Raw genomic sequence first — 23413 nt, 5'->3', positions numbered from 1 at the left:
AAATCCCTGGGGGAAAGAGTTAGAAGCAGAAAGCAAGAGAAAAATCAGGATTGCAGCCAGATAGGACAGTGACTCAGTCTTGGGGCCGCTGGACTTGAGGACTGCTAAGGCTGTCTAGAGCGCTATCTAAGTAGCAGTTTGACTAGACTGGAATCTAACCAAATCTGGTTTAACCGAACCTATGTTAGACCGGGCTTACGTTTGATTCGCATCTGACCAGATCATACGCAGCGAACTAGGCTTAATCCGGAAAATTTTGCATCTCGGCTTTGCATTCTCTTAACCTTGTGCCTCGATCATGAAATCAGCATAGCTCTGTAACCAACGTCTGTCCCAAGTCTGCTTTCCCAGGTCTGCTTTCCCAGGTCTGCTGTCCCAGGTCTGGCTTCCCAGGCTTGATCTCCCAAACGCTGATTCTCCGAGACATCTTCTCCAATCCATCAACCCACACCACTTGCCGCTCAGGGCTGCTTTGAGCAGCTCAAGCTCTGCTGTTATGAGAAGCTGTTATTTTTCTTTACATTCCTTCAGCCGCTCTGGGTCTGGAGAAGATGATTAAATTTTTGTTACGGTTGAACTGGTAGACTCAGATTGCTCCTACCCCGATTCTGGCTGGCAGAGTTTCGGCTTCATCTGGTTTTTCAAGTGATTCTGGTTCTTCGACTGATTACTGACCGTTTCACTAATTCAGGCTCACACTTACTGGCGTTCAAGGTGACTTCATGCTGCGGCTAGAACACATTAGTAAAATTTACCCGACAGGTGAGGTGCTCAAGGATGTCAACTGGGAGGTAAAACCCGGCGACCGAATTGGCCTGGTGGGCGTGAATGGGGCCGGGAAGTCTACCCAACTCAAAATCATTACCGGCGACGAAGAGCCTTCGTCGGGTGAGGTGATTCGACCCAGTAGCTTAAATATTGCCTATCTGTCCCAGGAGTTTGATGTTGATCCCCAGCGCACAGTGCGGGATGAACTGTGGCGGGCCTTTAAAGCGGCAAACGAAGTGCATGAAGGCTTAGCACAGGTGCAGCACCAAATGCAGTCTGCGGCTCCAGAGGAATTAGATGACCTGATCCATCAACTCGACCGGTTGCAACGTCAGTTTGAAGCACTCGATGGCTATGGTCTAGAAGCGCGGATCGAAAAGATTTTGCCCGAATTGGGCTTTAGCCTAGACGACGGGGATCGCTTGGTAGAGTCGTTTAGTGGCGGCTGGCAGATCCGGATGGGCCTGGGCAAAATTCTGCTGCAATCACCCGATCTACTGCTGCTGGACGAACCCACCAACCATCTGGATCTAGAAACCATCGAATGGCTGGAAACCTACCTGAAGGGACTCAGCACGCCGATGGTGATTGTTTCCCATGACCGAGAGTTTCTGGACCGGCTCTGCACCCAAATTGTGGAAACTGAGCGGGGTATCTCCACTACCTACCTAGGAAACTACAGCGCTTATCTGGAGCAAAAGGCCGAAAACCAAGCTGCTCAGCTCAGCGCCTACGAGCGTCAACAAAAGGAGTTGGAAAAGCAGCAAGCTTTTGTCGATCGGTTTCGAGCCAGCGCGACTCGCAGCACCCAAGCGAAAAGCCGTGAAAAGCAGCTAGAAAAAATCGAACGCATTGATGCGCCAATTGGCAGCGTTAAAGCCCTCCGGTTTCAGTTTCCGCCTTCTCCCCGCAGTGGTCGAGAGGTGGTTCAAATCAAGGATCTGACCCATATCTACGACGATAATATTTTGTTTCTGGGTGCGAACCTGTTGATCGAGCGCGGGGATCGGATTGCCATTGTGGGGCCGAATGGAGCCGGTAAGTCCACCCTGCTGCGGCTGATCATGGGGATCGAAACGCCGACTGAAGGCGTGGTTAAGTTAGGGGATCATAACGTAATCCCCGGCTATTTTGAACAGAATCAAGCCGAAGCTTTGGATTTAACAAAAACCGTTATGGCAACTATCCATGACGAAGTTCCTGATTGGAAGAACGAAGAAGTTCGCACGTTACTAGGAAGATTTTTGTTCAGCGAAGATACCGTTTTCAAAACAGTTAGTACCCTCAGCGGTGGCGAAAAGGCTCGTTTAGCACTGGCCAAAATGCTGCTGCGTCCAGCCAATTTTCTGATTCTCGACGAGCCAACCAACCATTTAGATATTCCGGCCAAAGAGATGCTGGAAGAGGCTTTACAGAATTATGACGGCACCGCTATTGTGGTATCCCATGACCGCTATTTTATTTCCCAGGTTGCCAATAAAATTGTTGAAATTCGAGATGGAGAACTGTGGCTCTATCGCGGCGACTATCACTATTTCCTCGAAAAAGTTGAAGAGGAAAAAGAGCGGGTTAGGCTAGAAGCAATTGAGGCAGAAAAACGTGCCAAAGCTGCTGAGAAGAAAGCCAAGCAACGAGAGAAGCAAAAGCAAAAACAGGAAACTAGAAAGATAAAAGTTTCATCTTAGTAAAGCGATAGAAAAGATTAATCAGTTTTGGTATTAATACTTCGGTTTTGAAGTACTCAAATCGAAAGTTTGAATGATATTATTGCTGAGAAATTGCTGAATCGAAGGGCTACTCAACATATGGCACAGGTGCCAATTTCTCCGGTCGTACTGATCATCTTGGATGGATGGGGTTATCGAGAGGAAACCAACGGTAATGCCATTGCGGTTGCCAATACCCCCGTCATGGATAGCCTCTGGGCTGCTTATCCTAAGACCCTCATCCGAGCCTCCGCTAAAAGTGTGGGCTTACCAGAGGGGCAAATGGGCAACTCGGAGGTGGGCCACCTCAACCTCGGCGCAGGGCGAGTTGTGCCGCAAGAACTGGTGCGCATTACTGACGCCGTAGAAGATGGCACCCTACTGAGTAACTCGGCCCTGTTACAGATCTGCCAGGAAGTGCGACAACGGAATGGCAAGCTGCATCTAATCGGGCTGTGTTCAGAAGGCGGCGTTCACTCCCACCCTAGTCATCAGCAGACTGGAAAGAGAGAGAAAGAGCCAGGATAGGGCTGCCAGATAGATAGGCTTAAGGCCAATTTTTGCTAGTCGATTCAACGTTGTCTCTAGTCCCATAGCAGCAAGCGACAGACAGAGAAGAAATTGATTAACTGAAAGTATAAGAGATTTTATACTTTCAGATACAAGATTGAGACTATTAACGCATACTAATAAACCAAAAAATACGACAAACCAGGGAACAGGGACGTTAGACCGATTTGTCTTATTAGAATGCAAGCTGGAATATTGATTCTCCCAACCCAGGAAACCAACGATCGGAATCAGGAGCAATACCCGTGATAACTTTGTAATTGTGGCGAATTCGCCGCTGACGATCCCGTTTTGAAATCCTGCGGCAATTACTTGCGCTACTTCATGAATCGAGGCTCCGCACCAAATCCCAAAAGCTTGGGGACTGATTTGAAATAAGGCAGGAACCCAGGGGTATAGCAGCATAGCACAGGTGCCAAATCCGGTAATAGTGGTGATGGCATAGGCCATATCTTCCTCGGAACTGTCTATTACGGAGTTGGTAGCCACCACGGCTGAGGCACCACAAATCGAAGTTCCAGCAGCAATCAGGTGGGTTAATTTACGGTTGATGTGCAGACATCGCCCCAACCAGCAGGTTAAGTAAAAGGTACTGACGCTGCTAGAAATCACAATCATCAATCCGACTGGACCAACCGCCAACACCTCAGTCAAACTGAGTTTGAGACCCAGCAAGATCACCGCTAGCCGCAGAATTCGTTTCATGGAGAAGTGGATTCCAGGGCGGAAATAGGTGGGAATACCAAAACAATTTTGAATTGCCATGCCTAGAAAAACGGCAATCAGTAATGGATTGAGAAAGGTAAGCTTGAGTGTATGTTCGATCGACAAGGAAAAAGCAGCAATTAATGCCGTTAGCATCAGACCCGGAAGCAGGGCAATCGTCTGATTTCTCAAGTTGAGAAGAATTGTAGGGAACAGTGATCGTCTCAGGTTTGACCTGAATAACATTTTCATGTCGATTCCTATGGAATTGTTCAGAACGAGGTTTGGTTGCCAGTTAAGTACTGGACAAAAACTGTAAAGCTTGCAATAGCTTAGTTTCATGCTCTTCTAAGTTCAATAGCACCCTGCGAAGGTAGTCAAGTCCATAGCGAAATATACTTCTGGCTTTTCGCCCATGCTTCTTCACCTCTATCGGCTTCTCTGCTGCCAACCATTCCCCTGTCCTGAACGCCCAACACAACCCTATCGTTAACAGCGCTATCATCCGTGACAATCGCTCTGGCTCGACCAGATGCGTCGATTCTAAACAAAACCCTCTGGTCTTTAAGCAGCCAAACAACGTTTCTATTGACCACCTTTTGCCATAATCTGCAATCGCTCGCTTAGCTTGACGGTTGCTGACCACTATCAGCAAATCTCCACTTTCGAGTCGCAAGGCTGCCACATACAGCCAATGTCCCCACAGTTTACGGGGCTTGCTCAACACCACCTGCTCCCCTATCCCCAAGGTCGAGAACACTACCTTGGCCTTGAGACACTTCTTGCCATCGTCAAGTTTGTCACTCTCGCGGATGCGGATGCGGAAGGACAGCTTGGAATGCTCCAGCAGATACTCAAACCACTCCTCTCCTAGAAACTCTCGGTCTGCGCTCAAGTCTGCGACCTCCACTGCTGGGAAGGCCAAGAAGAACTCGCCCAATAGGTCAATGCGCTCATCAGTATTAGAGTTGCCCTTTTTATCCAGCATCCACCAAAACAAAGGGAAAGAGACACCTTTGTAGACAACGCCCAGCATCAGGATATTGTGGCAGCAGTCGCCATACTCCCAGGTAGTACGGTCAATAGAGAGCGTCCAAGGTTGAGGGATGCCCATGAGGGCCACGACCAGCTTGGCAATGGTGAGATAGTTCAGCTCAAAGTCAGCAAAAAAGCGATGGAGGCGTTTAAGATTTGACTCGGTTTTGGCTTTGCCCACAAAAGCCACAGCAAGTTCAGCAAAGTTAACGGTTCTGACCCGGAAAAGCGCGACTAGGAAGAGTGCGAGAAAAGCGACTCTAGCACCATGCCAGCCTAGATGGGGCTGCAAAGTATTACGAATTAGAGTAACCTGATGCATGAGGGTTTCGTGGCTCAAGAATGTGGTAATTCTCATGAAACCCTCATTCCTACTCCTTTTGCAAGCTTTTGTCCGGTACTAAGACAAAAGCTATACATTCTATCTGCTTTAGCCCTAATGAAAAGATTCTTGCAAGTGCTAGTGCAGATACAAAAATAAGATTGTTACCACAAAGAAATGTTTACAGATACTAGAGGGGCATAACTCTTCGGTCAGATCAATTTCAATTAGCTCAACCAGCAAGTTTCTTGCTAGTGGTAGTAATGATAGAAGAGTGAAACTATGGTGTACTGCCACTGGTCAATGTTTGAATACCTTTGAAGAACTTAATTACCGTATATCGTCAATCGTATTCAGCCCGAATGATCAAACTGTTGTCACTGGCAGTTCAGACGGCGTTTTACAACTCTGGGATGCTAAAACTGGACAATGCTTACGGCTCTTTCAAGGGCATACAAGCTATATATTTTCAGTTGCTATTAGCTATGATGAGAACACTATTGCCAGTGATAGCGCGGATAATACAATAAAGCTTTGGAACGTTCATACAGGTGATTGTCTTAAGACTCTCAAAGTCGATCGTCCCTACGAAGGTATGAACATCACTGGGGTCAAAGGCTTAACCGCAGCAGAGAAAGCCTCGTTAAAAGCGTTGGGGGCGGTGGAAGATTGAAAATAAAAAACGTAAAACTAGGAGACAAGTATGCAACCAGCATTAAGGATTACAACAAAAGTTTTGCCTGGAAACAGAATTGAGATCCAGATTCCTGAAGGTGAGATTGGCGAAGATGTCGAAGTGATTGTTCTGCTGCCTGAAAAACCGCAAATTTCAAAACAAAATGTCCTAGCATTTTTTGAAGAAGTTCATCGGCAAGGGCCATTCAGAACCCCTGAAGAAATTGATCGCGATCTACAGAGGGAGAAAGAGGCATGGGACAGCTAAATGTGCCTGACGATGCGATCATTTACCTTGATACCGCTCCTGTCATCTACAGCATTGAACGCCATCCCGATTATTGGCCGCTTCTCATACCTGTTTGGGAGAAACTTCAAGCAGGAAGCGTTCAACTCATTAATAGTGAACTGTTGCTTTGGGAATGTCTTGTTATTCCGTTGAGGACAAATAACACTGTTCTAATTAACGCTTACGAGCAGTTTCTTTCCTTTCAGGTAACACTTTTCCCTATCCGTGAATCTATCCTGAGGTTAGCTGCTCAATTAAGGGCTACTAACAATCTCAAAACTCCGGATGCGATTCATGCCGCGACTGCTCTAGGTATCAGACATACCTTATTCCTGACCAATGATGCGGATTTGCGAACTGCTACAGGATTATCAATTGTCGTACTGAAGGAGGTCTTGAATGCATAAACGCGGTTATCCCTACGAAAATCTGAACATCACTGAAGTTAAAGGCTTAAGCGCAGCAGAGCCAGCTTCGCTGTACGCGAAAGGTTTATCGAGAAGAAAATTAAGATGGTTTTGTGCTCAATGCGTTTTCAACCCGCAGGCAAATATAGCCGTAAATGGGAAAGTGGTGCCTGTTAGATGACAACAAGTGGTATCTTACGAAAGCAGCCCACTCAAACTCCAGGTTTCTATGGTCCTAGTGGTAATTTGCAGTTTATTGATTAGTTCAATTGGTTCGGGGATTCCTGCTTCCAATGGCGCTCCTAATCGCCAAGTGGGGGATCGATCATGAAGCGTTTGCTCTCAATTTTAGTCAGCGGTCCCGACCCATTCCTTCGCCATCGTCCGATACCAGCATAAGCCGGCGCCCGCCAAGTTCGATCTCTACCCTGATCCTGCCAGCTCCGGCATCGATCGAATTTTCGATCAATTCCTTGACCACGGATGCAGGCCGCTCGACCACCTCACCGGCGGCGATCTGATTCGCAAGCGTGTCTGGCAAGACCCTGATCTTGTTCATAATCAAATATGGAGGAATAAATGGTCGCGCCCTTCAACATTGATGCTGGAGTATATTTCGGTTATTAACGCCAATCCATGCCGGTTTATGAATGTATCTATGCCCAAAGTGCGTTCCTGAAGACCGTTCTTGGGATAAAGTTCAGAGAAAAGTGCACGTAGCCTGCGGTCGAGTGTCTTATCCTTCTCGCCTTGGACACGGTAAAACTTTTTCTGAAGAGCATGGATATGGTAATTGATCTTTCGGCGACGATTAGCCAGATTGGCGGACAGCGTTGGGTCGATCTTAGCTATTTCAGAGTCTAACCGATCGAGTTCGTAGTTAATTTTATCTTCGGCCTCAATGAACCGTTGCGAAGCCAGCGGATTGACAAATGTCGCTATAAGCTTTTGCATCATCTGGTCATATCCGTCGAAGAGATCGCAAAACTCGATGCCATATCGTTGGATAGCGCGCAGATGCCTGGACTCGATAAGAGTCAGACTCTGTCGGTGAAATATAGGTGTTGTGGGACGGTCGAGTAGTTGATAGATAACACTGTTCTGCGCAAAGTAGGCGATCTCAGCGGCGCCGCCGACATAGCAGACTGTCGGGAAAAGACTATCCTGCACTACCGGTCGAAGCAATGCGTTCGGACTGAAAATTTCCGGCTGCTCAGATGCGATCTTGAGCAATTGATCGGATGTGATGTTCTCTTTAGAGCCCGCGAGACGAAACATACCGCTTTCCTCTCGCTTAAGGCCGCGGCGATGTCCCTCCTCGTCAAATATGAAAAAAGGCACTGATCCTTTAGTGACCAGAACCTGAGAATGATAGCCTGCCGCAGTTAGAGATTCATTTCGTTGCAACAGCGAAGTAATAATTTTATCAATTTTCTCGACCGTTCTTTCGATGATCGGCGAAGCAAGAGTTCGGAGGCGTTTATCCAAAGGTTCAACAATAATAAGTCCGAGATCCGAAAGAAGATCGGCCACGAAACGACAAAAGGCATCCCCATAAGTTCGTCCCGGTTGCCAGCACTCGGCTATGATCTTTTCAATCGCCGGAGAAAATGCAGTTTGGCCAAGTCGTGATAAATGTTCGGCAACGACCTTTTTAAACTCTGTAGGAATTGGGATATTCCCAACTGATCTACCCGCGTCAGCAGGATCAACATCTATCTTTGTTTCAAATAACTCACCTTTTTCTGTTATTCCGTGGGCAATGCTTATCTCGTCAAAGTCGTGGTCTTCCGTTGCAGCCCAGAAGACGGGAACGGCCTTTATCCCTTGCTGTTCCAAAGCCGCAGCGATCTTGATTGCCGTCAGGGCTTTGTAAAGCATATAAAGCGGCCCACCGAAGATGCCGGCCTGTTGTCCGGTCAAAACAGCCACACAATCAACATCGCGAAGACGATCAATGTTTGACAATGCTGCTTGGCTCGAACCGAATCGTCGATTTTGATCCACTAAAATATCGCATAGCTCCGCGCGATGGGCAGGGAACCGGTCGAGAACTTCACGAGCAAACGAAGAAATCCGATCGAGCGAGGCCACATCTGTGGGAAAAAACTCTGAGGTGTTTCCGCCCGAGGAAAGATAGTCTAGAAATATTCGAGATTGCCCCGGAATCTTTGAGAATGGGATCTGCTGATGAATTTGATCCGCGTTTTGGCCGATCGTGCGGCAGGCACCTTCGTTCATTCGATATCCACTCCGGGTACTTTTCAATTATATTGTTCGGCGGTCTTCGGAACAAATGACAAAAAAGCGGCCCGACAATAGGCCGCCGATCCTTTAAAGTCCTAGTAAAATGGCTTAATTTCCGGTGGGTTTACCGGACGTTCGATCGTCCTTGGCAATCTCCTGTTTACGATTGATGACGTAAACTCCTGAGGAGTGTGATCCTGCAAACATTCGATTCGGGTCAGAGGGATCAAACACCAACGACCAGACGCGTCGGCTGGGAAGGGTCATAGAGCGTGAATCGAACCGTTTCCACGTGCGGCCGGCATTGTCGGAATGAAAGATGCCACCGTCATTCTCCAGAGCACTTGAAACGAATATCTCATCAGTATTGTTTGGATTGATCAGAATACTCGTGTAATTGCCGAGCGGCAGATTTCCGCCGCGACGTTCCCATGTGCGTCCGCCATCGCGGCTGACATATAGGGAATGGATCGTTCCAACGTAGATATAGTTTGGGCGTTTGGGATCAGATGCAATGGAACTGATCGGAATATTATCCGGCGAGCTGCCAGTTTTTTCCCAGGTTTTTCCATTATCTTTTGAAACAATCACGCCTGAGCGTGAGGTTCCTGCCCAGATGGTCCCCGGCATATCATCGGAGGTGTGGATTGCCAGGATATTCGCATCAAGGTCACCGGTGATCGTCAATTTCTCCCAGCCCTTTGACGGATCATAAGTTCTATAGATGCCTTTGTCGGTTCCAGCCAGGATCCCATTCCTTTCATCATTTGTATGAGCAAGGACCTTGATCCTCTCACCTAATGCGGGAACTGTGATCGGTCCTGCGGATGCAGCCCGTTTTGCCGCCGCCTCCGCGGCTCTTCGCTGAGCCGGCGTCATTCGGCGGGCCGGAGCCGCAGCGCGTGGCGGCGTTAAAAGTGTCCATGAAACGCCGCGATCCCGAGAGATGAACATTCCGACATTAGTACCAAGATACATAATGTCCTCATTCGTTCGATCCTGAAGAATTGCAAATGCGGCGTGGCGATTTATATCGAGTCCGCGGACTTGCGTCCAGCTTCGGCCAGCATCGTTACTGAGATAAACAAAGCCGCCGCTCGAAGAAGTATTCTTTGTCGTTGCGTAGAGCCGGTCAGGCCGTGATACATCCGCCGTGATCGAATAAGTAAAACGGCTGGTAAAGTTATTATTGCTTTGCGCAAAGCTTCGCCCGCCATCGTTAGATATCATCACGCCGTAATTGTTCGTGCCAATGATCACACGATTCGGAGCATCCGGATGTACGGCGATCGAATTGATCTCAAGATTTCGCTGGGTCGTCATGCTCCAAGTCTTTCCGCCGTTAGCGGACATCCAGAAGCCTTCGGTTGTTGCCGCGAAAACGCGGCTCGGGTCACTGGGGTGAATTAATATATCGCGTGTTCGGCGCGAGGTAGAGGGAATTCCTTGGATCTTCCTCCACTGCTCGCCGCCATTTGTTGACTCATAGATACCGCTGCAGGCCGACGCAAAAATATGGTTTGGGTCGCGTGTGTTTATAGAGATAGCAAAGACGTCGGAATCGTCGATCATACCATTCTTGATGAGACGCCAACTTTGCCCCGCATCGGTCGATTTATATGGGCGATACCATGTGCCAGCATAAATGGTGCTGAGGTTTCGCGGGTCCACTGCCATCGAATTCACGTTTATTGGCATTGACGGCGACTGCACCCTTTCAAAGGTCTCCCCGGAATCATTAGAACGCCATACACCGATGGTCGTACCAACCAACACTACTTTTGGATCGAATTCGGCTTGCGTCAGGGAATGCACCGATTGATCGGCAAGTTCTTTTACGGCCGTCCACGTCCTTCCGCCATCCTTCGAATAAAAGAAACCACCCGCACCATTGCCACGATTTCCGGCGGCGAAGATCCGGTTTGAATCTGAGCGATCAACCAGGATGTCGTCAAGGATAAGCCCTGGTTGGTCAAGATTGACAAGCAATCAGTTCAGAAACTATCAGCGGCATAACCATAGAGCTGCAGGCGCCGGCAATGGCAGCATTGAAAAAAGCGCTCGATGACGCCCGGGGACAGGGAAAGCGGATCACACCCCGGGGAAGCGATGCCGCACGCAGGAATTATTCCGGAACGGTCGAACTGTGGAAGAGCCGCGTTGAGCCCGGTCTTGTCCATTGGACCGGTAAAGGAAGGATCACAAAAGGGGAAGCCGACCGTATTCGCGGGCTCTCGCCATTTGACCAAGTGCCGGAGATATTTCGGCTTGAGGAACAGGGTATTTTCTTTGCGAAGGATCTTTCGAAATCGATAATATATTCGGTTGCTCCACCCGGAACCTCGCAGCATTTATCTTTGCTTGCTCTTGATGTTGAGGAACACAACGATCGCACCGTCCGTGCATTACTTGCAAAGCACGGATGGTATCAGACTGTAGTATCAGATCTTCCCCATTTTACATTTCTTGGCGTAAGCGAAAGTGAGCTTTCTTCGCTGGGCCTCAAAAAGACGAGCGATGGCGGGCGCGATTACTGGCTTCCCGCACTATGATATTACGCTACACCTATCTGCTTTACGATGCAGTTCGTTTCGACCCATCGGCCAGAAGCCTAATTCCAAGTGTGATAAGGAAAAGAACTGCCGCCGGTGAGAGCACCTCAAAGGGCAAGTTCTTCAAGTGAGTAAGGTCTGCTGCTGCTGCCAGCATATTGCCGATGCTTGGATCAGGTTCTTGGATGCCGACCCCAAGAAATGAAAGTGACGCCTCTGCTATCAGTAGAAATGGAACGATCAGCGTCGCCTGTGTTATCAGCGGAGCGGCGATATTCGGAAGAATATGGCGGAAAAGTATTCTGCCTTCCGAAAGACCTGTTGCACGGGCAGCGAGCACGAATTCGCGCTCACGAGTTGAAACCACAAGCGCGCGCGAAAGCCGCGCGATCTCTGCCCAACCGATCGCTGCAAAGATCGTAACTAGCAAGAAAGCGGCAGCAGCGGGAGGAAGTTCCGGAGGAAAGGCGGCTCTGGCGGCCAAAATGACGATAAGCGTCGGTAGCGAAAGTGTCGTATCGGCGGCGCTCATCAGCAAGGCGTCCGTCTTTTTCCCTGCATACCCGCTAAAGATGCCGACAGCGATCCCGATGATGCAGGCAAGCAGCGCACCGAGCACCGCAACGATCATCGAAAACCGGATCGCGAACAAAAGCCGTGAGAATCTGTCACGGCCGAGTGCATCTGTCCCAAGAAGCGATAGTCGCGGTGGGTTCGGTTCATTTGAGACCACGCCAGCTAGATGGATATCGCTTTCGAGAAGGCCGAGCAATTTGTAGCGATAACCGCGAACGAAGAATCCGACGGGATATGTCCTGGTCCTGTCATCTTCGTAACGAAGCATTAGCGGATCTGCCAGCTTCTGCGGATAAATAAATGGCCGAAGTCTAAATTTTCCCTCGTCCGTAATGAACCGCAGCTTGACGCGCGGGGACATCGGTTCGCTTCGTATCTGCTCTTTCGGATCATAAGGAGCAATGAATTCAGCAAAGATCGTTGCTATCAGAACAAGACCGATCATCGCGGCGCCGGTGGCCGTGCGTCCATTCTGCAATGATCGAATGATCCGATGTCTCATCCTGATGACCAAAATACTTTCAACGATCGGGTGCGAGCCGCTTGTCGTTGTATAGCTGAGCTACCTCGGCGAGCGCATTCCCAAGCCAGACGGCCAAGCTTGCGATCAGGACCACGCCCATCACAAGCGGAACATCGCGGCCTTTGACCGCTGCTACGGCTAGCGACCCGATGCCCGGCCAGCCGAGTATTGCCTCTACGATCACCGAACCACCCAGAAGCGCCCCTATCGATGTGCCCGTCAGCGCTATCAATGGATTCACGGCCGCACGGAATGCATGTTTTGCAATTACGACCCATTCCGAAAGGCCTTTCGCCCGGGCAAGCTTCACAAAATCCTCTTTCATCGCAAGTTGAAGCTGCTCGTTTGTCTGGGCAACAAAAACGCCTATTAGGGGAATGGCAAGTGCAAGAGCCGTAAGAAGGAACATAGCGATCGAACCGCCGCCGATCGCGAATCTCGTCCCCGCGGCCGAAGCTATCAGAAGAAGCGCAAGCAGCGACAACACGATACGCGGGGTTGAGATAGTCAGCAGAACCACTGCCTCGACAGTCCAAAAAACCCAACCCTTCGGATATCTTGCCGCCAGAATGCTGATCATTACGGCAAAGAATAAGGCGATCATCACAGACACCGCAGCCAAATAGAATGTGTTCAAAAGTCGCGCCGCAACCAAAGTGGAAACCGGCACTCGGAACACGATGGATTCGCCGAGCTTGCCCAACACCGCCCCGGAGATCCAAGAAGCAAAACGCACCGGAAGGGGACGGTCAAGGCCGTAAACGCGACGTAATTCTTCGATCGTCCGCTCGGAGACTTGCGGATTATCGCGAAGCGCCGTGAACGCATCTCCGCCGGCGGCTGAAAGCAGAGCGAAGGTTATACCTGCGACGATGATGACCGTCGCCACGCCCTGGGCAAGCTTTCTTAAAACGAATTTCAGCACATCGATAAGTATCGGGCGGGAAATCTGCGGATATTCTCAGTTATCGTCGATTGATTTGCAACACAAAAGCAAATACACTTCGGCAAGTCAGCCGCCATTACCTCACGATCCTGGCTGAGATCATATTTCCGGAGTCAAGAATATGCTAAAGAAGCTTTTGTCGTTTGGCCTGCTGATGATCGCGGCATTGTTACTTCAGGCCTGCAACGGAACTGGTACGCAAACGGGCGAAACTGGCCGCCGCGGAAAATTTGAGCGAGTGGTCGGAAAGCAGGGCGGCAAAGTCGTACATCGCGTTTCATCGCAGCCGAAATCGTTCAATTACCTTATGGCCGACGATGAACCCACGGTGATAGCGACCGTCTATCTGATCGGCAGCCGGCTTGCTGCCTTTAACCACGAAAAGCAGGAGATTGAGCCGGCCCTAGCCGAATCATGGGAGATAGCGGATGACGGCGTTACCGTAACGGTAAAGCTTCGTGAAGGCATAAAGTTCTCCGACGGCAGACCGATCACTGCCGAAGATGCAGCATTCACGCTGAAATGCCTTTACGACGAAAGGACAAAGTCGCCGGTATTCGGTCCGGCATTTTTGGTCAATGGCAAGCAGATAACGGCAAACGCCGTTAACGAGCGCGAGCTGCGCCTAACATTGCCGGAACGTGTCGCTGCGTTCACGAATTTCCTTGATAATCTTGTAGTTCTGCCAAAGCACGCATTAGAAGAAGCCCTGAATTCCGGAAAACTGGCCGAAGCCTGGAAGATAGATTCAGATCCGGCATCTATCGTAACGAGCGGCCCGTTCATGGTCGAAAGGTCAGTTCCGGGTGAGCGGGTAGTGCTAAAGCGAAATCCGCATTATTGGCGCAAGGACGCCGCAGGCAATCCGCTGCCATATCTTGACCAATTGGTGATCGAGGTTGTGCCCGATGCAAACAATGCATTCAGCCGATTGAATCTAGGCGAGATCGACATCTTTGACCGGATACGAAGCACGGATTACGCGGCTCTAAAGAATTCCGACGGGCCCGTGCAGGGTTTCGACCTAGGTCCGGGGCTTGCAAATGACCATTTTTGGTTCAACCTTAATCCAAAAAATGCTGCCGGCGAACAGCTCAACGATAAGCCGAAATATAAATGGTTCGCTGACAAACGTTTTCGCCGCGCCATTTCGCATGCGGTCGATCGCGATTCGATCGCCACGACAACACTTCAGGGACTTGCAACGCCGGTCTATGGTTTTGTGCCGGCCGGTAACCGGAAATGGCTTGATCCGGAGCTTCCGGCAGTACCGTATGATCTCAGATAATCGGCTCAGCCGTGTCGCCAATTCTGCAAATGACGATTTGCCCGATGCGTGTTCAGACATCTTCTTGAGTTTAAAAAGCGCTTTGCCGAATGTCCATCTCATCCTTCGCTCGAAACAAATCCGTAACGCACCACGTATTTGAATCACACCATAACTGTTATGAACACATTGCTTACAATGCTTCGCTCGTTTGTCCTTTTTATCCTCACGTTATTCATTTTGGGTTCGTCTGTTTATGCGGATGAAATGGATAACGTTGTTCGCCGCCTGATGAAAGAAAGAAACATACCTGGAGCAGCGGTCGCTGTTATAAAGAATGGCAAACCTGAGAGGGTCAGAACATATGGGCTAGCCAGTCTCGAATTTCAGGTGCCGGTAACCGAACAAACCGTCTTCGAGATCGGCTCGGTATCAAAGCAGATCACTGCTGGAGCCATTATGCTCCTAGTTCAGGATGGAAAGATCCAACTTGATGCAAGAATCTCTCAATATCTCCCAAACACACCTCCAGCTTGGGAAAATGTAACGGTCCGCCATCTGCTAACACACTCGTCCGGGATCAGAAACTACACTGGCCTGACCGGCTTCGAGCTATCAAAACGCTTGACCGCGGAACAATTCATAAAGCAGCTTTCCGAATACCCGTTGGAATTCATCCCCGGCGAGAAAAGCTCATACAGCAATAGCGGATTCAATCTTCTGGCCTACATTATCGAAGCGAGAAGCGACAAACGTTATATGGATTTTTTAAATGAAAGGATCTTCAGGCCATTAGGGATGGAACGGACGGGTGATCGCGACCCGCGACACATCATTCGAGGCCGTGCCACGGGTTACGAGTGGGTCAATGATGGATACATTGGACGCGACGGAAATCTCACAGACCTGATAGGTGCCGGATCGATCGTTTCGACCATTCGTGATCTTGCAAAATGGGAAGCGGCGTTGCATAACGATCAGATCTTCAACGAGCAAAGTAAAGCCACAATGTGGACTCCATTCACATTCAATGACGGCAGCCGATCGCTTTACGGATTTGGCTGGCGCATCTCTGAACTTCGTGGAAATAAGATCATTGGACACACTGGGCAGACCGCGGGTTTCGGCGCCGCTTTATTCCGATACCCGGAGAAAGGTGTAACCGTCATTGCACTAACAAACCTTGGAGAGCTCGGAATGGGCTCTTTGATCGCGTCATCAGTTGCGAAACTGGAAATTTCTTCACTTTCTCTAAAAAATATTTTTGCGGCCGATGGTGCAGAACCTGAGCAGATCTCCCGAGTCAAACAGATCCTGGAAAACTATCTTAAGGATGGGCACCCTGGTGATACGGCAACGCCCGAATTAGTTCGAACAGTTATGTCAGAGCGTTCGAAGCGTCTTCGTTCTCGATTAGTATCGTATGGTGATATCGTTTATGTTCGATTTGCAGGACGCGAAAGTGTTGAAAATAGGGAGGTTTTTCGATTTCTTACGGCCACTCACACTCACCTTGTGTTATGGCGTATAACATTCGACTCCAACGGCAAGATCGGTGAGATGACTCCTGAGGAAGAAGAAATACGATAGTCTATTTCTAGTATCATATCTTGATATCATTTATTTCCTTCTGCGCAATCTATGCAACGCTATAGCGACATAGGTAAGCGCTCTATTTTTCTTACAAATACATCGTAAAACTTAAAGAAAAACTTTACACAAATTAATAAAATTGTGATACGTTATTAGGCGGTTACTATGCTCTACCACTAGAAACCAACTTTGAGAAAAAAGGAAAACTATGGCAGCAACTAAATCAACAGCAAAGAAGGCTCCTGCAAAGAAAGCAGCAGCACCGAAGAAGGCGGCTCCGGCCAAGAAGGCCGCGCCGAAGAAGGCAGCTCCGGCCAAGAAAGCTGCGGCGAAGAAGCCCGCAGCAAAGAAACCGGCAGCTAAGAAGGCAGCTCCTGCTAAGAAGGCGACGGCTGCAAAGAAAGCGGCTCCGGCCAAGAAAGCAGCTCCGGCCAAGAAAGCAGCTCCAAAAAAAGCAGCGGCTAAAAAGCCTGCAGCAAAGAAACCGGCAGCAAAGAAAAAATAGTTTCGGCTGTTTTTCACAAAAGTTAAAGGCCCGAGGAGTTCTCCCCGGGCCTTTAACTTTTTGCATTGGGATATAGTCAGTACTTTAGTTCGATATCATCACGGACTATAACTACTTCCGCAGTTCCACCGTTTGAAAGTTGACCGAAAAGTATCTCGTTCGCCAATGGCTTTTTGATCTTTTCATGTATCAATCTAGCCATTGGTCGCGCACCATAGCGTGGATCGAACCCATTTCTTGCCATCCACTTCCTCACCTCATCGCTAAGTATTACGTTCACGCGTTTCTCAGCAAGCTGTCCGTTCAATTCACGTATGAATTTATCTACGATCAGTTTGATCACGTCCAGATCCAACGGTTTGAATGCGACCCACGCATCAAGCCTATTGCGAAATTCTGGAGTAAATGTTCGTTCTATAGCGCCTTTTGCACTCCCCTTTGTTTCCGCAGCGTTCCTGAATCCAACACCGCCGCTAGAGAGCTCACGGGCTCCCGCATTCGTCGTCATTATCAGTATCACGTTTCGAAAGTCCGCTCTCTTTCCGTTATTATCGGTCAGCGTTGCGCTGTCCATAACTTGAAGCAGAAGATTGAAAAGATTGGGGTGAGCCTTTTCGATCTCGTCAAGAACAAGAACGGCGTGTGGCGTGCGCATTATCGCATCAGTAAGTAAACCGCCTTGGTCAAAGCCGACATATCCGGGAGGTGCTCCGATCAATCGGGAAACCGTATGAGCTTCAGCATATTCGCTCATATCAAAGCGAATGAATTCGATCCCCAGCTGTTCGGCAAGTTGCTTCGAAACCTCAGTCTTTCCTACACCGGTCGGACCGGAAAATAGAAACGAACCGACAGGTTTCGTCTCGTGCCCTAATCCGGCGCGCGATATCTGTATGGCATCTACGATCTTGTCGATCGCCTCATCTTGTCCAAATATATGCTTTTTAAGATCGTCCCGGAGTGTTTTCAGACGTTCTTTTTCATCCGAGACCACCGTCTTAGGCGGAACCTTTGCCATACGCGCAATGGTGTTCTCTACCATCTGAGTAGAGATGCGTTTCGGACGTTTCGATTCAGGCAAAAGCTTAACGCTTGCTCCTACCTCGTCGATAACATCTATCGCCTTGTCAGGCAAGAATCGGTCATTTATGTATTTCCCTGCGAGCTCAGAGGCAGTCCGTAAAGATTCATCCGAATATGTTACGCCGTGATGATCTTCATAAAACTTTTTAAGGCCCTTAAGTATCTTATGGGTTTCATCGATCGTCGGTTCATTTATGTCGATCCGTTGAAAACGTCGAGCTAGAGCGCGGTCTCGATCAAACGCGGCTTTATATTCTGCATGTGTTGTTGAGCCTATGCATCGGAGTTCTCCTGCCGCGAGTGCCGGTTTTAGGATATTCGAGGCGTCCATTGATCCCCCAGAAACAGAGCCGGCCCCGACAACCGTATGGATCTCATCTATGAAGAGTATTGCGTTTGATTCTTTTTTTAGGTCATTGATTATCGCCTTAAATCGCTGTTCAAAATCGCCTCGGTATCGAGTCCCGGCAAGTACAGCACCCATATCGAGGGCAAATATCTTTGCATTGGCAAGGATATCCGGAACTTCTGCATTGCTGATCTTCAATGCAAGTCCCTCGGCTATCGCGGTCTTTCCTACGCCCGGCTCACCAACATAAAGCGGATTGTTCTTTTTTCGCCGACAGAGCACCTGGATCGTTCGTTCTATCTCTTTCTCTCGACCAACAAGAGGATCGATGTTTCCTTCGCGTGCACGCGCAACAAGTTCCACAGTAAAACTTTCCAAGGCGGCGGCTGTCTACTATCAGCTTAATCTGCTCCTTCCTCGCTGTTTTGCTGGGTGTTTTAACACTGAGTCAGTATGCATTTGGCTGGAACTGGGGCATTGACCAACTGCTGTTTGCTGATCAGATTACAGCCGCGACTAGTCATCCAGGACGCATGGGAGTGAATACAGCCCTCAACTTCAGCTTGATGGGAACAGCGCTGCTATTGCTGAATCCATGCTTTCTCAACCTATCTACCAACAAACCTAATCTGAAGCGAATTGGCTGGGGGCAGTTGTTGACCTTGATCGCCTTGGGGGTAACGCTACAGGCCCTAGTTGGATTTGCCTATGATGTACCAGTCTTATATCAGATCAGCACCCGTACTACCTCAATTGCATTTCACACAGCCATTACGTTTGTGATTTTGGGTTGCGGTATCCTAGCCCTCTATCCGACCCACGGTATTATCCGCATCTTTACGACCGACCTGGATGGCGGAATCGTTGCGAGGCAATTGCTGCCGGCTGCGATCCTGCTGCCGGTGATTTTGGGCTGGCTGATTGTGCAAGGCTATCGGGCCAACTATTACGACTCTGGATTTGCTATGTCGCTGCTGGTCCTGCTGTTGATCATTGTGCAGGCAATTTTGGTTGGCATCAGCGCTAGTATTCTGAACTGTAACGACTTGAAGCGGCGCAAGCTCGAAGCAGCACGGCGTCAAGTAGAGGCCGAATTACGTGAAAGTGAATGGCGCGTTCGCCAAATTACAGAGAGCAGTAACGATGTATTTTGGATGGCCGATCTGACTAACGCACAATGCGTTTATGTTAGTCCTCAGTTTGAATCGATCTGGGGTCGTTCGTTAGAGGCAATCAAGGCGAACTGGCTTGAATGGCTAGAGGCGATTCATCCAGAGGATCGGCAGCGGGTAGAAACTCGCTTGTTTGAATGCGAATTAACCGGCGGCTACAACGAAGAGTTTCGGATTATTTGCCCTGATGGTAGCATTCGCTGGATTCGCGATCGCGGCTATCCGGTTTACGATGAATCGAAAACTGTGCGCTACGTCAGCGGTGTTGCTGAAGATATCACTGAGCGTAAACAAGTTGAACTAGAACGAGATCGGTTTTTTAGCCTTTCGCTGGATCTACTTTGCATCGCTGAATTGAACGGCCATTTTAGGCGACTCAACCCAGCGTTTGAACGAATTCTGGGTTACAGCGAAACCGAATTGCTCAACCAGCCGTTTATCGACTTTGTTCACCCGGAGGACCGGGTCGCAACCCTGGCGGCAATGGAACAATTGGCTCAGGGAGAGCAAGCTATTCATTTTGAAAACCGCTACCGCTGCAAAGATGGCACCTACCGCTGGCTGGATTGGGTGAGTGTGCCGGTGCTGGAAGATGGGCTGATCTATGCTGTGGCTCATGATGTGACCCGCCGCAAACAGCTCGAACAAAAGCTGCGTCGAAGCGAAGCCCGGTTTAGACGGTTGTTTGATTCCAATACCATCGGCATTGTTTTTGCTGACTTCCAGGGTAACATCACGCACGCGAACGAAGCCTTTTTAGACCTAGTAGGCTACACGCGAGCTGAGTTAGTGGCCGGTGAAATCCGCTGGCGAGATATGACGCCTCCAGAATATTGGCCTCAAGATCAGCGGGCGCTGGTTGATCTGCGGCAACGAGGAGTTTTTACAGCTTGGGAGAAGGAATATTTTCGCAAAGACGGTCGGCGGGTGCCAGTGTTAGTAGGCGGTGCCCTCTTGGCCGATGATACCAATACCGCCATCTGCTATGTCTTAGATCTGAGCGCTCGCAAGCAGGCTGAGATGGCAGTGCAGCGTAGTGAAGAACGCTACCGCTCGCTGGTGATGGCTCTCACTTCTGTGGTGTGGACAACCGATGGTGATGGACGCTTTGTAACACGCCAACCGCTCTGGGAAGCCTATACGGGCCAAACTTTTGCGGAATACCGAGATTGGGGCTGGACCGCTGCTTTACATCCAGAGGATCGGGAACGAATTCAGCAATGCTGGCAACAGGCGCTAGTTTCACGGCAGATCTATGAGGTGGAGGGGCGAATTTGGCATACCGCTTCTGAGCAATATCGCTATTTTGAAGCCCGCGCCGTCCCGATCCTCAATCCGGATGGCACGATTCGAGAATGGGTTGGCACCATCAATGATGTGCATGAGCGCAAACAGGCTGAAGCGGCTTTGCGGGAAAGTGAAGCTCGCTTTCGCCATTTAACCGATATCTCTCCAATGCTGGTTTGGATGGCGGGACCCGACAAGCTCTGCAACTATTTCAATGCCGGTTGGTTGAACTTTACCGGACGCAGCCTAAAACAAGAAATGGGGAATGGCTGGATCGAGGGGGTGCACCCAGAGGATCTGCAACGCTGTTTAGACACTTACGTCAATGCCTTTGATGCCTGCCAGCCGTTTGAGATAGAGTATCGCCTGCGCCGATTCGATGGCGAATACCGCTGGATTCTGGATATTGGGGTACCGCGCTTTACCCTAGAAGGCGACTTTTGTGGCTACATTGGTTCCTGTGTCGATATCCACGACCGCAAACAAGCCGAAGCCGACATGCAGCGGTTAAATGAGATCTTAGAATTGCGGGTGAAGGAGCGTACAGCCCAACTCGAAGCTGCCAACAAGGAACTGGAATCCTTCTCCTATTCCGTCTCCCATGATTTGCGAGCGCCACTGCGCCACATTGCTGGATTCGTAGACCTGCTGCGGAAACGGCTGGATCCCAATACGCTGGATACGACAAGTCAGCGCTATTTCACGATCATCGCCGACACCACTCGCCAAGCCGGGATCTTAATTGACGATCTGCTAGCCTTTTCCCGCATGGGACGCAGCGAAATGCGTTGGCTCCAAGTTGATATGAACCAGCTTGTGCAGGAAGTTTGCCGCGAGTTGGAACCAGAGACGGTTCAGCGACAAATTCACTGGCAAATTGAACCGTTACCCATCGTGCAGGGCGATCCGGCGATGCTGCGGCTTGTGATGCGCAATTTGCTAGAAAATGCCCTCAAGTATACGCGCTCTCGTGCTGTGGCAGAGATTCAGATTGGCAGCAGCAGTACAGATCAAGAAAATGTGCTGTTCGTGCGAGACAATGGGATTGGGTTTAATATGCAATATGCTCACAAGCTGTTTGGTATTTTTCAGAGGTTGCACAGTGATCCCAACTACGAAGGTACGGGAATTGGTTTAGCTAATGTTCGTCGCATTATTCATCGACATGGAGGACGGACTTGGGCTGAAGGCATGGTTGATGGCGGAGCCACCTTCTATATTTCGTTGCCTAAATTGGCCGTGAAGCCAAGTCAGATAACAGAGCTGGAATCAACAGTAAAATTAACAGCAGAGCCAATCGAATCAACGGCAGAGCAACTGGCTGTTCAGAAAGTAGAACTGCAAATGGAGCAGAGAACGAACGATAGATAGGAAGCCTCAAAATTGAACATAGAGCTAGAACAGAATATGACTGAGTTGCAACGTATTCTATTAATCGAGGATAGTGCTTATGATGTGGAATTGATTTTAACAGCCTTATCAGAGAATGCCTTAGCCAATGAAGTAGTAGTGGTGCGAGATGGTGAAGAGGCCCTAGATTATTTGTACCGACGTGGTGTATTTCGGCTGCGGCTGGAGGGAAACCCGATTGTGATTCTACTCGACCTCAAACTGCCTAAAATTGATGGTATTGAAGTGCTTTCTGCCCTCAAAGCCGATCCCATGCTTCGGCTGATTCCAGTGGTCGTGTTAACTTCATCCCAAGAAGAACCCGATTTGTTTCACTGCTACGAGCTGGGCACTAATGCCTATGTCGTCAAACCCATTGATTTCCATGAGTTTGTTGAAGTGATCAAGCAAGTCGGTTTATTCCTCCCCAGAGAAGAGATTGGATTGGTCTGGTCCGAGTTGCAGGGTGCGGACACCTGCCTGAGGCGAGAAATCAAGCTTGTCAAACTCAACCCAGAATATATTCGGTGAGACAGCTGACTCAAAGTAATAGGCTCGATCTTTGTGGTCAGCCACCACCCGCCAGCGCGTCGAAGAAATTTGCGGCTGCTCTGGTGTGCTAATCCCGTAGGGCACAGAGGTATTACGGATAATGCTAAAGATACTAGCTAAGACGGTGCGGCGATCGGCGGTTTCCGGAATCGCATTGATGTAATACTGGGCGCGCACAAAGCGATCCGAGGCGCGATTGGTGCCGGGCAGCATGGCTCTGCCGCCAATCTGGCTCCAGTAGGAGGCTAGCGCTAGCTGTTGATCATAGGTTGGCTCGTTCGTCATCACCTGATACTCTGGACTGTGGTGAATCGTTAGTTCACCGTTCACATATTCCAGAATGGCGCTGTCGCCAGTAGCATCGGATAGCGATAGATGCAGGGCCGCCAAGCGGTTTTGTCCTGGCACTTCTCCGGTTAAAACCAGAAATTCATTCTGCCTCACATAATTCACCGCTTCGGCAACGGTGGCAAAATTATCGAGCATGAACTGCGCCCAGAGCGAGAGCGACAGCGTGGGGGTGGTGGCATCCGGTTCTGGAAAAACTGAATCGGCAAGCCACAGCAGGTTGGCGACCAACCCAGCCTCATTCATGCCGTCTGTGGTCGAGATATCGTAAGCTGACGCAATCACGCTGCCATATTTCGCCGTCCACTTCAGCGAGTTTGGACCCGCTCGACCGTCACGTTCAACTCCTCGCGGCAACACCCAGATGTTCGTACCGCTATCCCATCTCCAATCCATCGACCTCGCGGTAATCACCCGACCCTCAGCGCCCCGGTAGACGAACCGAGTGCAGGCATGGGCAGAAGCAGGCAACAGACTCAGGGCGAAGAAAAGACTTGTTACCCAAGAAATAAGCTGCTTTAATCTGAACATGAGCTTTGATGTGAGC

General features: G+C 49.6%; 21 protein-coding genes and 1 pseudogene. 13 read left to right on the top strand and 9 right to left on the bottom strand.

The window, feature by feature from the left end; translation table 11 throughout:
- The first annotated feature begins 722 nt into the window (after positions 1-722).
- Together JVX88_RS13105 and JVX88_RS13100 are read left to right on the top strand one after the other, a co-directional pair.
- Positions 723-2453, top strand: a complete 1731-nt coding sequence (locus JVX88_RS13105; protein WP_211627702.1) for an ABC-F family ATP-binding cassette domain-containing protein — start codon at positions 723-725, stop codon at positions 2451-2453.
- Positions 2454-2522: 69 nt separating this feature from the next.
- Complete coding sequence (locus tag JVX88_RS13100) at positions 2523-3002, top strand: hypothetical protein (RefSeq protein WP_317134629.1); 480 nt, start codon at positions 2523-2525, stop codon at positions 3000-3002.
- On the opposite strand, the gene JVX88_RS13095 is transcribed toward JVX88_RS13100, so the two are convergent.
- Together JVX88_RS13095 and JVX88_RS13090 are read right to left on the bottom strand one after the other, a co-directional pair.
- A complete protein-coding gene (locus tag JVX88_RS13095) occupies positions 2934-3941 on the bottom strand; it encodes a YeiH family protein (protein WP_225931400.1) in 1008 nt (335 codons plus the stop codon). The genes JVX88_RS13100 and JVX88_RS13095 overlap by 69 nt on opposite strands.
- Positions 3942-4044: 103 nt before the next feature.
- Positions 4045-5106 carry an IS4 family transposase gene (locus JVX88_RS13090; RefSeq protein ID WP_211628690.1) on the bottom strand — a complete coding sequence of 354 codons (1062 nt, stop codon included), beginning with the start codon at positions 5104-5106 and terminating at the stop codon, positions 4045-4047.
- Positions 5107-5174: 68 nt separating this feature from the next.
- Between JVX88_RS13090 and JVX88_RS44075 the strand changes: the two genes are divergently transcribed.
- From JVX88_RS44075 to JVX88_RS13070, 5 genes and pseudogenes are all read left to right on the top strand, one after another.
- Positions 5175-5300 carry a WD40 repeat domain-containing protein gene (locus JVX88_RS44075; RefSeq protein ID WP_410503760.1) on the top strand — a complete coding sequence of 42 codons (126 nt, stop codon included), beginning with the start codon at positions 5175-5177 and terminating at the stop codon, positions 5298-5300.
- A pseudogene (locus tag JVX88_RS44070) lies at positions 5267-5380 on the top strand (hypothetical protein); the annotation flags it as partial. The gene JVX88_RS44075 and the pseudogene JVX88_RS44070, both read left to right, overlap by 34 nt.
- Positions 5381-5413: 33 nt before the next feature.
- A complete protein-coding gene (locus tag JVX88_RS13080) occupies positions 5414-5779 on the top strand; it encodes a WD40 repeat domain-containing protein (protein ID WP_211628689.1) in 366 nt (121 codons plus the stop codon).
- A gap of 30 nt (positions 5780-5809) precedes the next feature.
- Complete coding sequence (locus JVX88_RS13075; protein WP_211627700.1) at positions 5810-6049, top strand: hypothetical protein; 240 nt, start codon at positions 5810-5812, stop codon at positions 6047-6049.
- Positions 6037-6477 carry a type II toxin-antitoxin system VapC family toxin gene (locus JVX88_RS13070; RefSeq protein ID WP_211627699.1) on the top strand — a complete coding sequence of 147 codons (441 nt, stop codon included), beginning with the start codon at positions 6037-6039 and terminating at the stop codon, positions 6475-6477. The genes JVX88_RS13075 and JVX88_RS13070 overlap by 13 nt, the downstream gene beginning before the upstream one ends.
- A gap of 352 nt (positions 6478-6829) precedes the next feature.
- Here the strand turns inward: JVX88_RS13070 and JVX88_RS13065 are convergent, their stop codons facing one another.
- The 3 genes from JVX88_RS13065 to JVX88_RS13055 all read right to left on the bottom strand — a co-directional run bounded on the left by JVX88_RS13065 (position 6830) and on the right by JVX88_RS13055 (position 10713).
- The gene (locus JVX88_RS13065) at positions 6830-7036 is read right to left on the bottom strand and encodes an ATP-binding protein (protein ID WP_211627698.1); all 207 of its coding nucleotides are present in this window, start codon (positions 7034-7036) and stop codon (positions 6830-6832) included.
- 2 nt (positions 7037-7038) lie between these two features.
- Positions 7039-8718, bottom strand: a complete 1680-nt coding sequence (gene bshC, locus JVX88_RS13060) for a bacillithiol biosynthesis cysteine-adding enzyme BshC (RefSeq protein WP_211627697.1) — start codon at positions 8716-8718, stop codon at positions 7039-7041.
- Between the two features lie 114 nt (positions 8719-8832).
- Positions 8833-10713: a WD40/YVTN/BNR-like repeat-containing protein gene (locus tag JVX88_RS13055; protein ID WP_211627696.1), complete on the bottom strand. Its 1881-nt coding sequence runs from the start codon at positions 10711-10713 to the stop codon at positions 8833-8835.
- 50 nt (positions 10714-10763) lie between these two features.
- On the opposite strand from JVX88_RS13055, the gene JVX88_RS13050 reads away from it, so the two are divergent.
- Positions 10764-11276: a hypothetical protein gene (locus JVX88_RS13050; protein ID WP_211627695.1), complete on the top strand. Its 513-nt coding sequence runs from the start codon at positions 10764-10766 to the stop codon at positions 11274-11276.
- Between the two features lie 22 nt (positions 11277-11298).
- Here JVX88_RS13050 and JVX88_RS13045 read toward each other — a convergent pair whose 3' ends face one another.
- Positions 11299-12354, bottom strand: a complete 1056-nt coding sequence (locus JVX88_RS13045) for an ABC transporter permease (RefSeq protein WP_211627694.1) — start codon at positions 12352-12354, stop codon at positions 11299-11301.
- A 19-nt stretch (positions 12355-12373) separates the two neighbouring features.
- Positions 12374-13300: an ABC transporter permease gene (locus JVX88_RS13040; RefSeq protein ID WP_211627693.1), complete on the bottom strand. Its 927-nt coding sequence runs from the start codon at positions 13298-13300 to the stop codon at positions 12374-12376.
- Between the two features lie 142 nt (positions 13301-13442).
- Here JVX88_RS13040 and JVX88_RS13035 point away from each other — a divergent pair, with 142 nt between their 5' ends.
- The 3 genes from JVX88_RS13035 (at position 13443) to JVX88_RS13025 (ending at position 16686) form a co-directional block, all read left to right on the top strand.
- Complete coding sequence (locus tag JVX88_RS13035; RefSeq protein ID WP_211627692.1) at positions 13443-14609, top strand: ABC transporter substrate-binding protein; 1167 nt, start codon at positions 13443-13445, stop codon at positions 14607-14609.
- 159 nt (positions 14610-14768) lie between these two features.
- On the top strand, positions 14769-16178 hold the full coding sequence (locus JVX88_RS13030) for a serine hydrolase domain-containing protein (RefSeq protein ID WP_211627691.1): 1410 nt from the start codon (positions 14769-14771) through the stop codon (positions 16176-16178).
- Positions 16179-16389: 211 nt separating this feature from the next.
- On the top strand, positions 16390-16686 hold the full coding sequence (locus JVX88_RS13025) for a hypothetical protein (protein ID WP_211627690.1): 297 nt from the start codon (positions 16390-16392) through the stop codon (positions 16684-16686).
- 76 nt (positions 16687-16762) lie between these two features.
- On the opposite strand, the gene JVX88_RS13020 is transcribed toward JVX88_RS13025, so the two are convergent.
- Positions 16763-18481, bottom strand: coding sequence for an AAA family ATPase (locus JVX88_RS13020; RefSeq protein WP_211627689.1), 1719 nt, complete (start codon positions 18479-18481; stop codon positions 16763-16765).
- Between the two features lie 62 nt (positions 18482-18543).
- Between JVX88_RS13020 and JVX88_RS13015 the strand changes: the two genes are divergently transcribed.
- Together JVX88_RS13015 and JVX88_RS13010 are read left to right on the top strand one after the other, a co-directional pair.
- A complete protein-coding gene (locus JVX88_RS13015) occupies positions 18544-21948 on the top strand; it encodes a PAS domain S-box protein (RefSeq protein ID WP_211627688.1) in 3405 nt (1134 codons plus the stop codon).
- Between the two features lie 36 nt (positions 21949-21984).
- Entirely contained in the window at positions 21985-22497 is a 513-nt protein-coding gene (locus JVX88_RS13010) for a response regulator (protein WP_211627687.1), read from the top strand.
- Here the strand turns inward: JVX88_RS13010 and JVX88_RS13005 are convergent.
- Complete coding sequence (locus JVX88_RS13005) at positions 22384-23397, bottom strand: linear amide C-N hydrolase (RefSeq protein WP_211627686.1); 1014 nt, start codon at positions 23395-23397, stop codon at positions 22384-22386. The genes JVX88_RS13010 and JVX88_RS13005 overlap by 114 nt on opposite strands.
- Positions 23398-23413: the final 16 nt, after the last annotated feature.

The organism is Leptolyngbya sp. 7M, from assembly GCF_018128485.1.
This window is presented reverse-complemented; position numbering and strand designations above follow the sequence as displayed.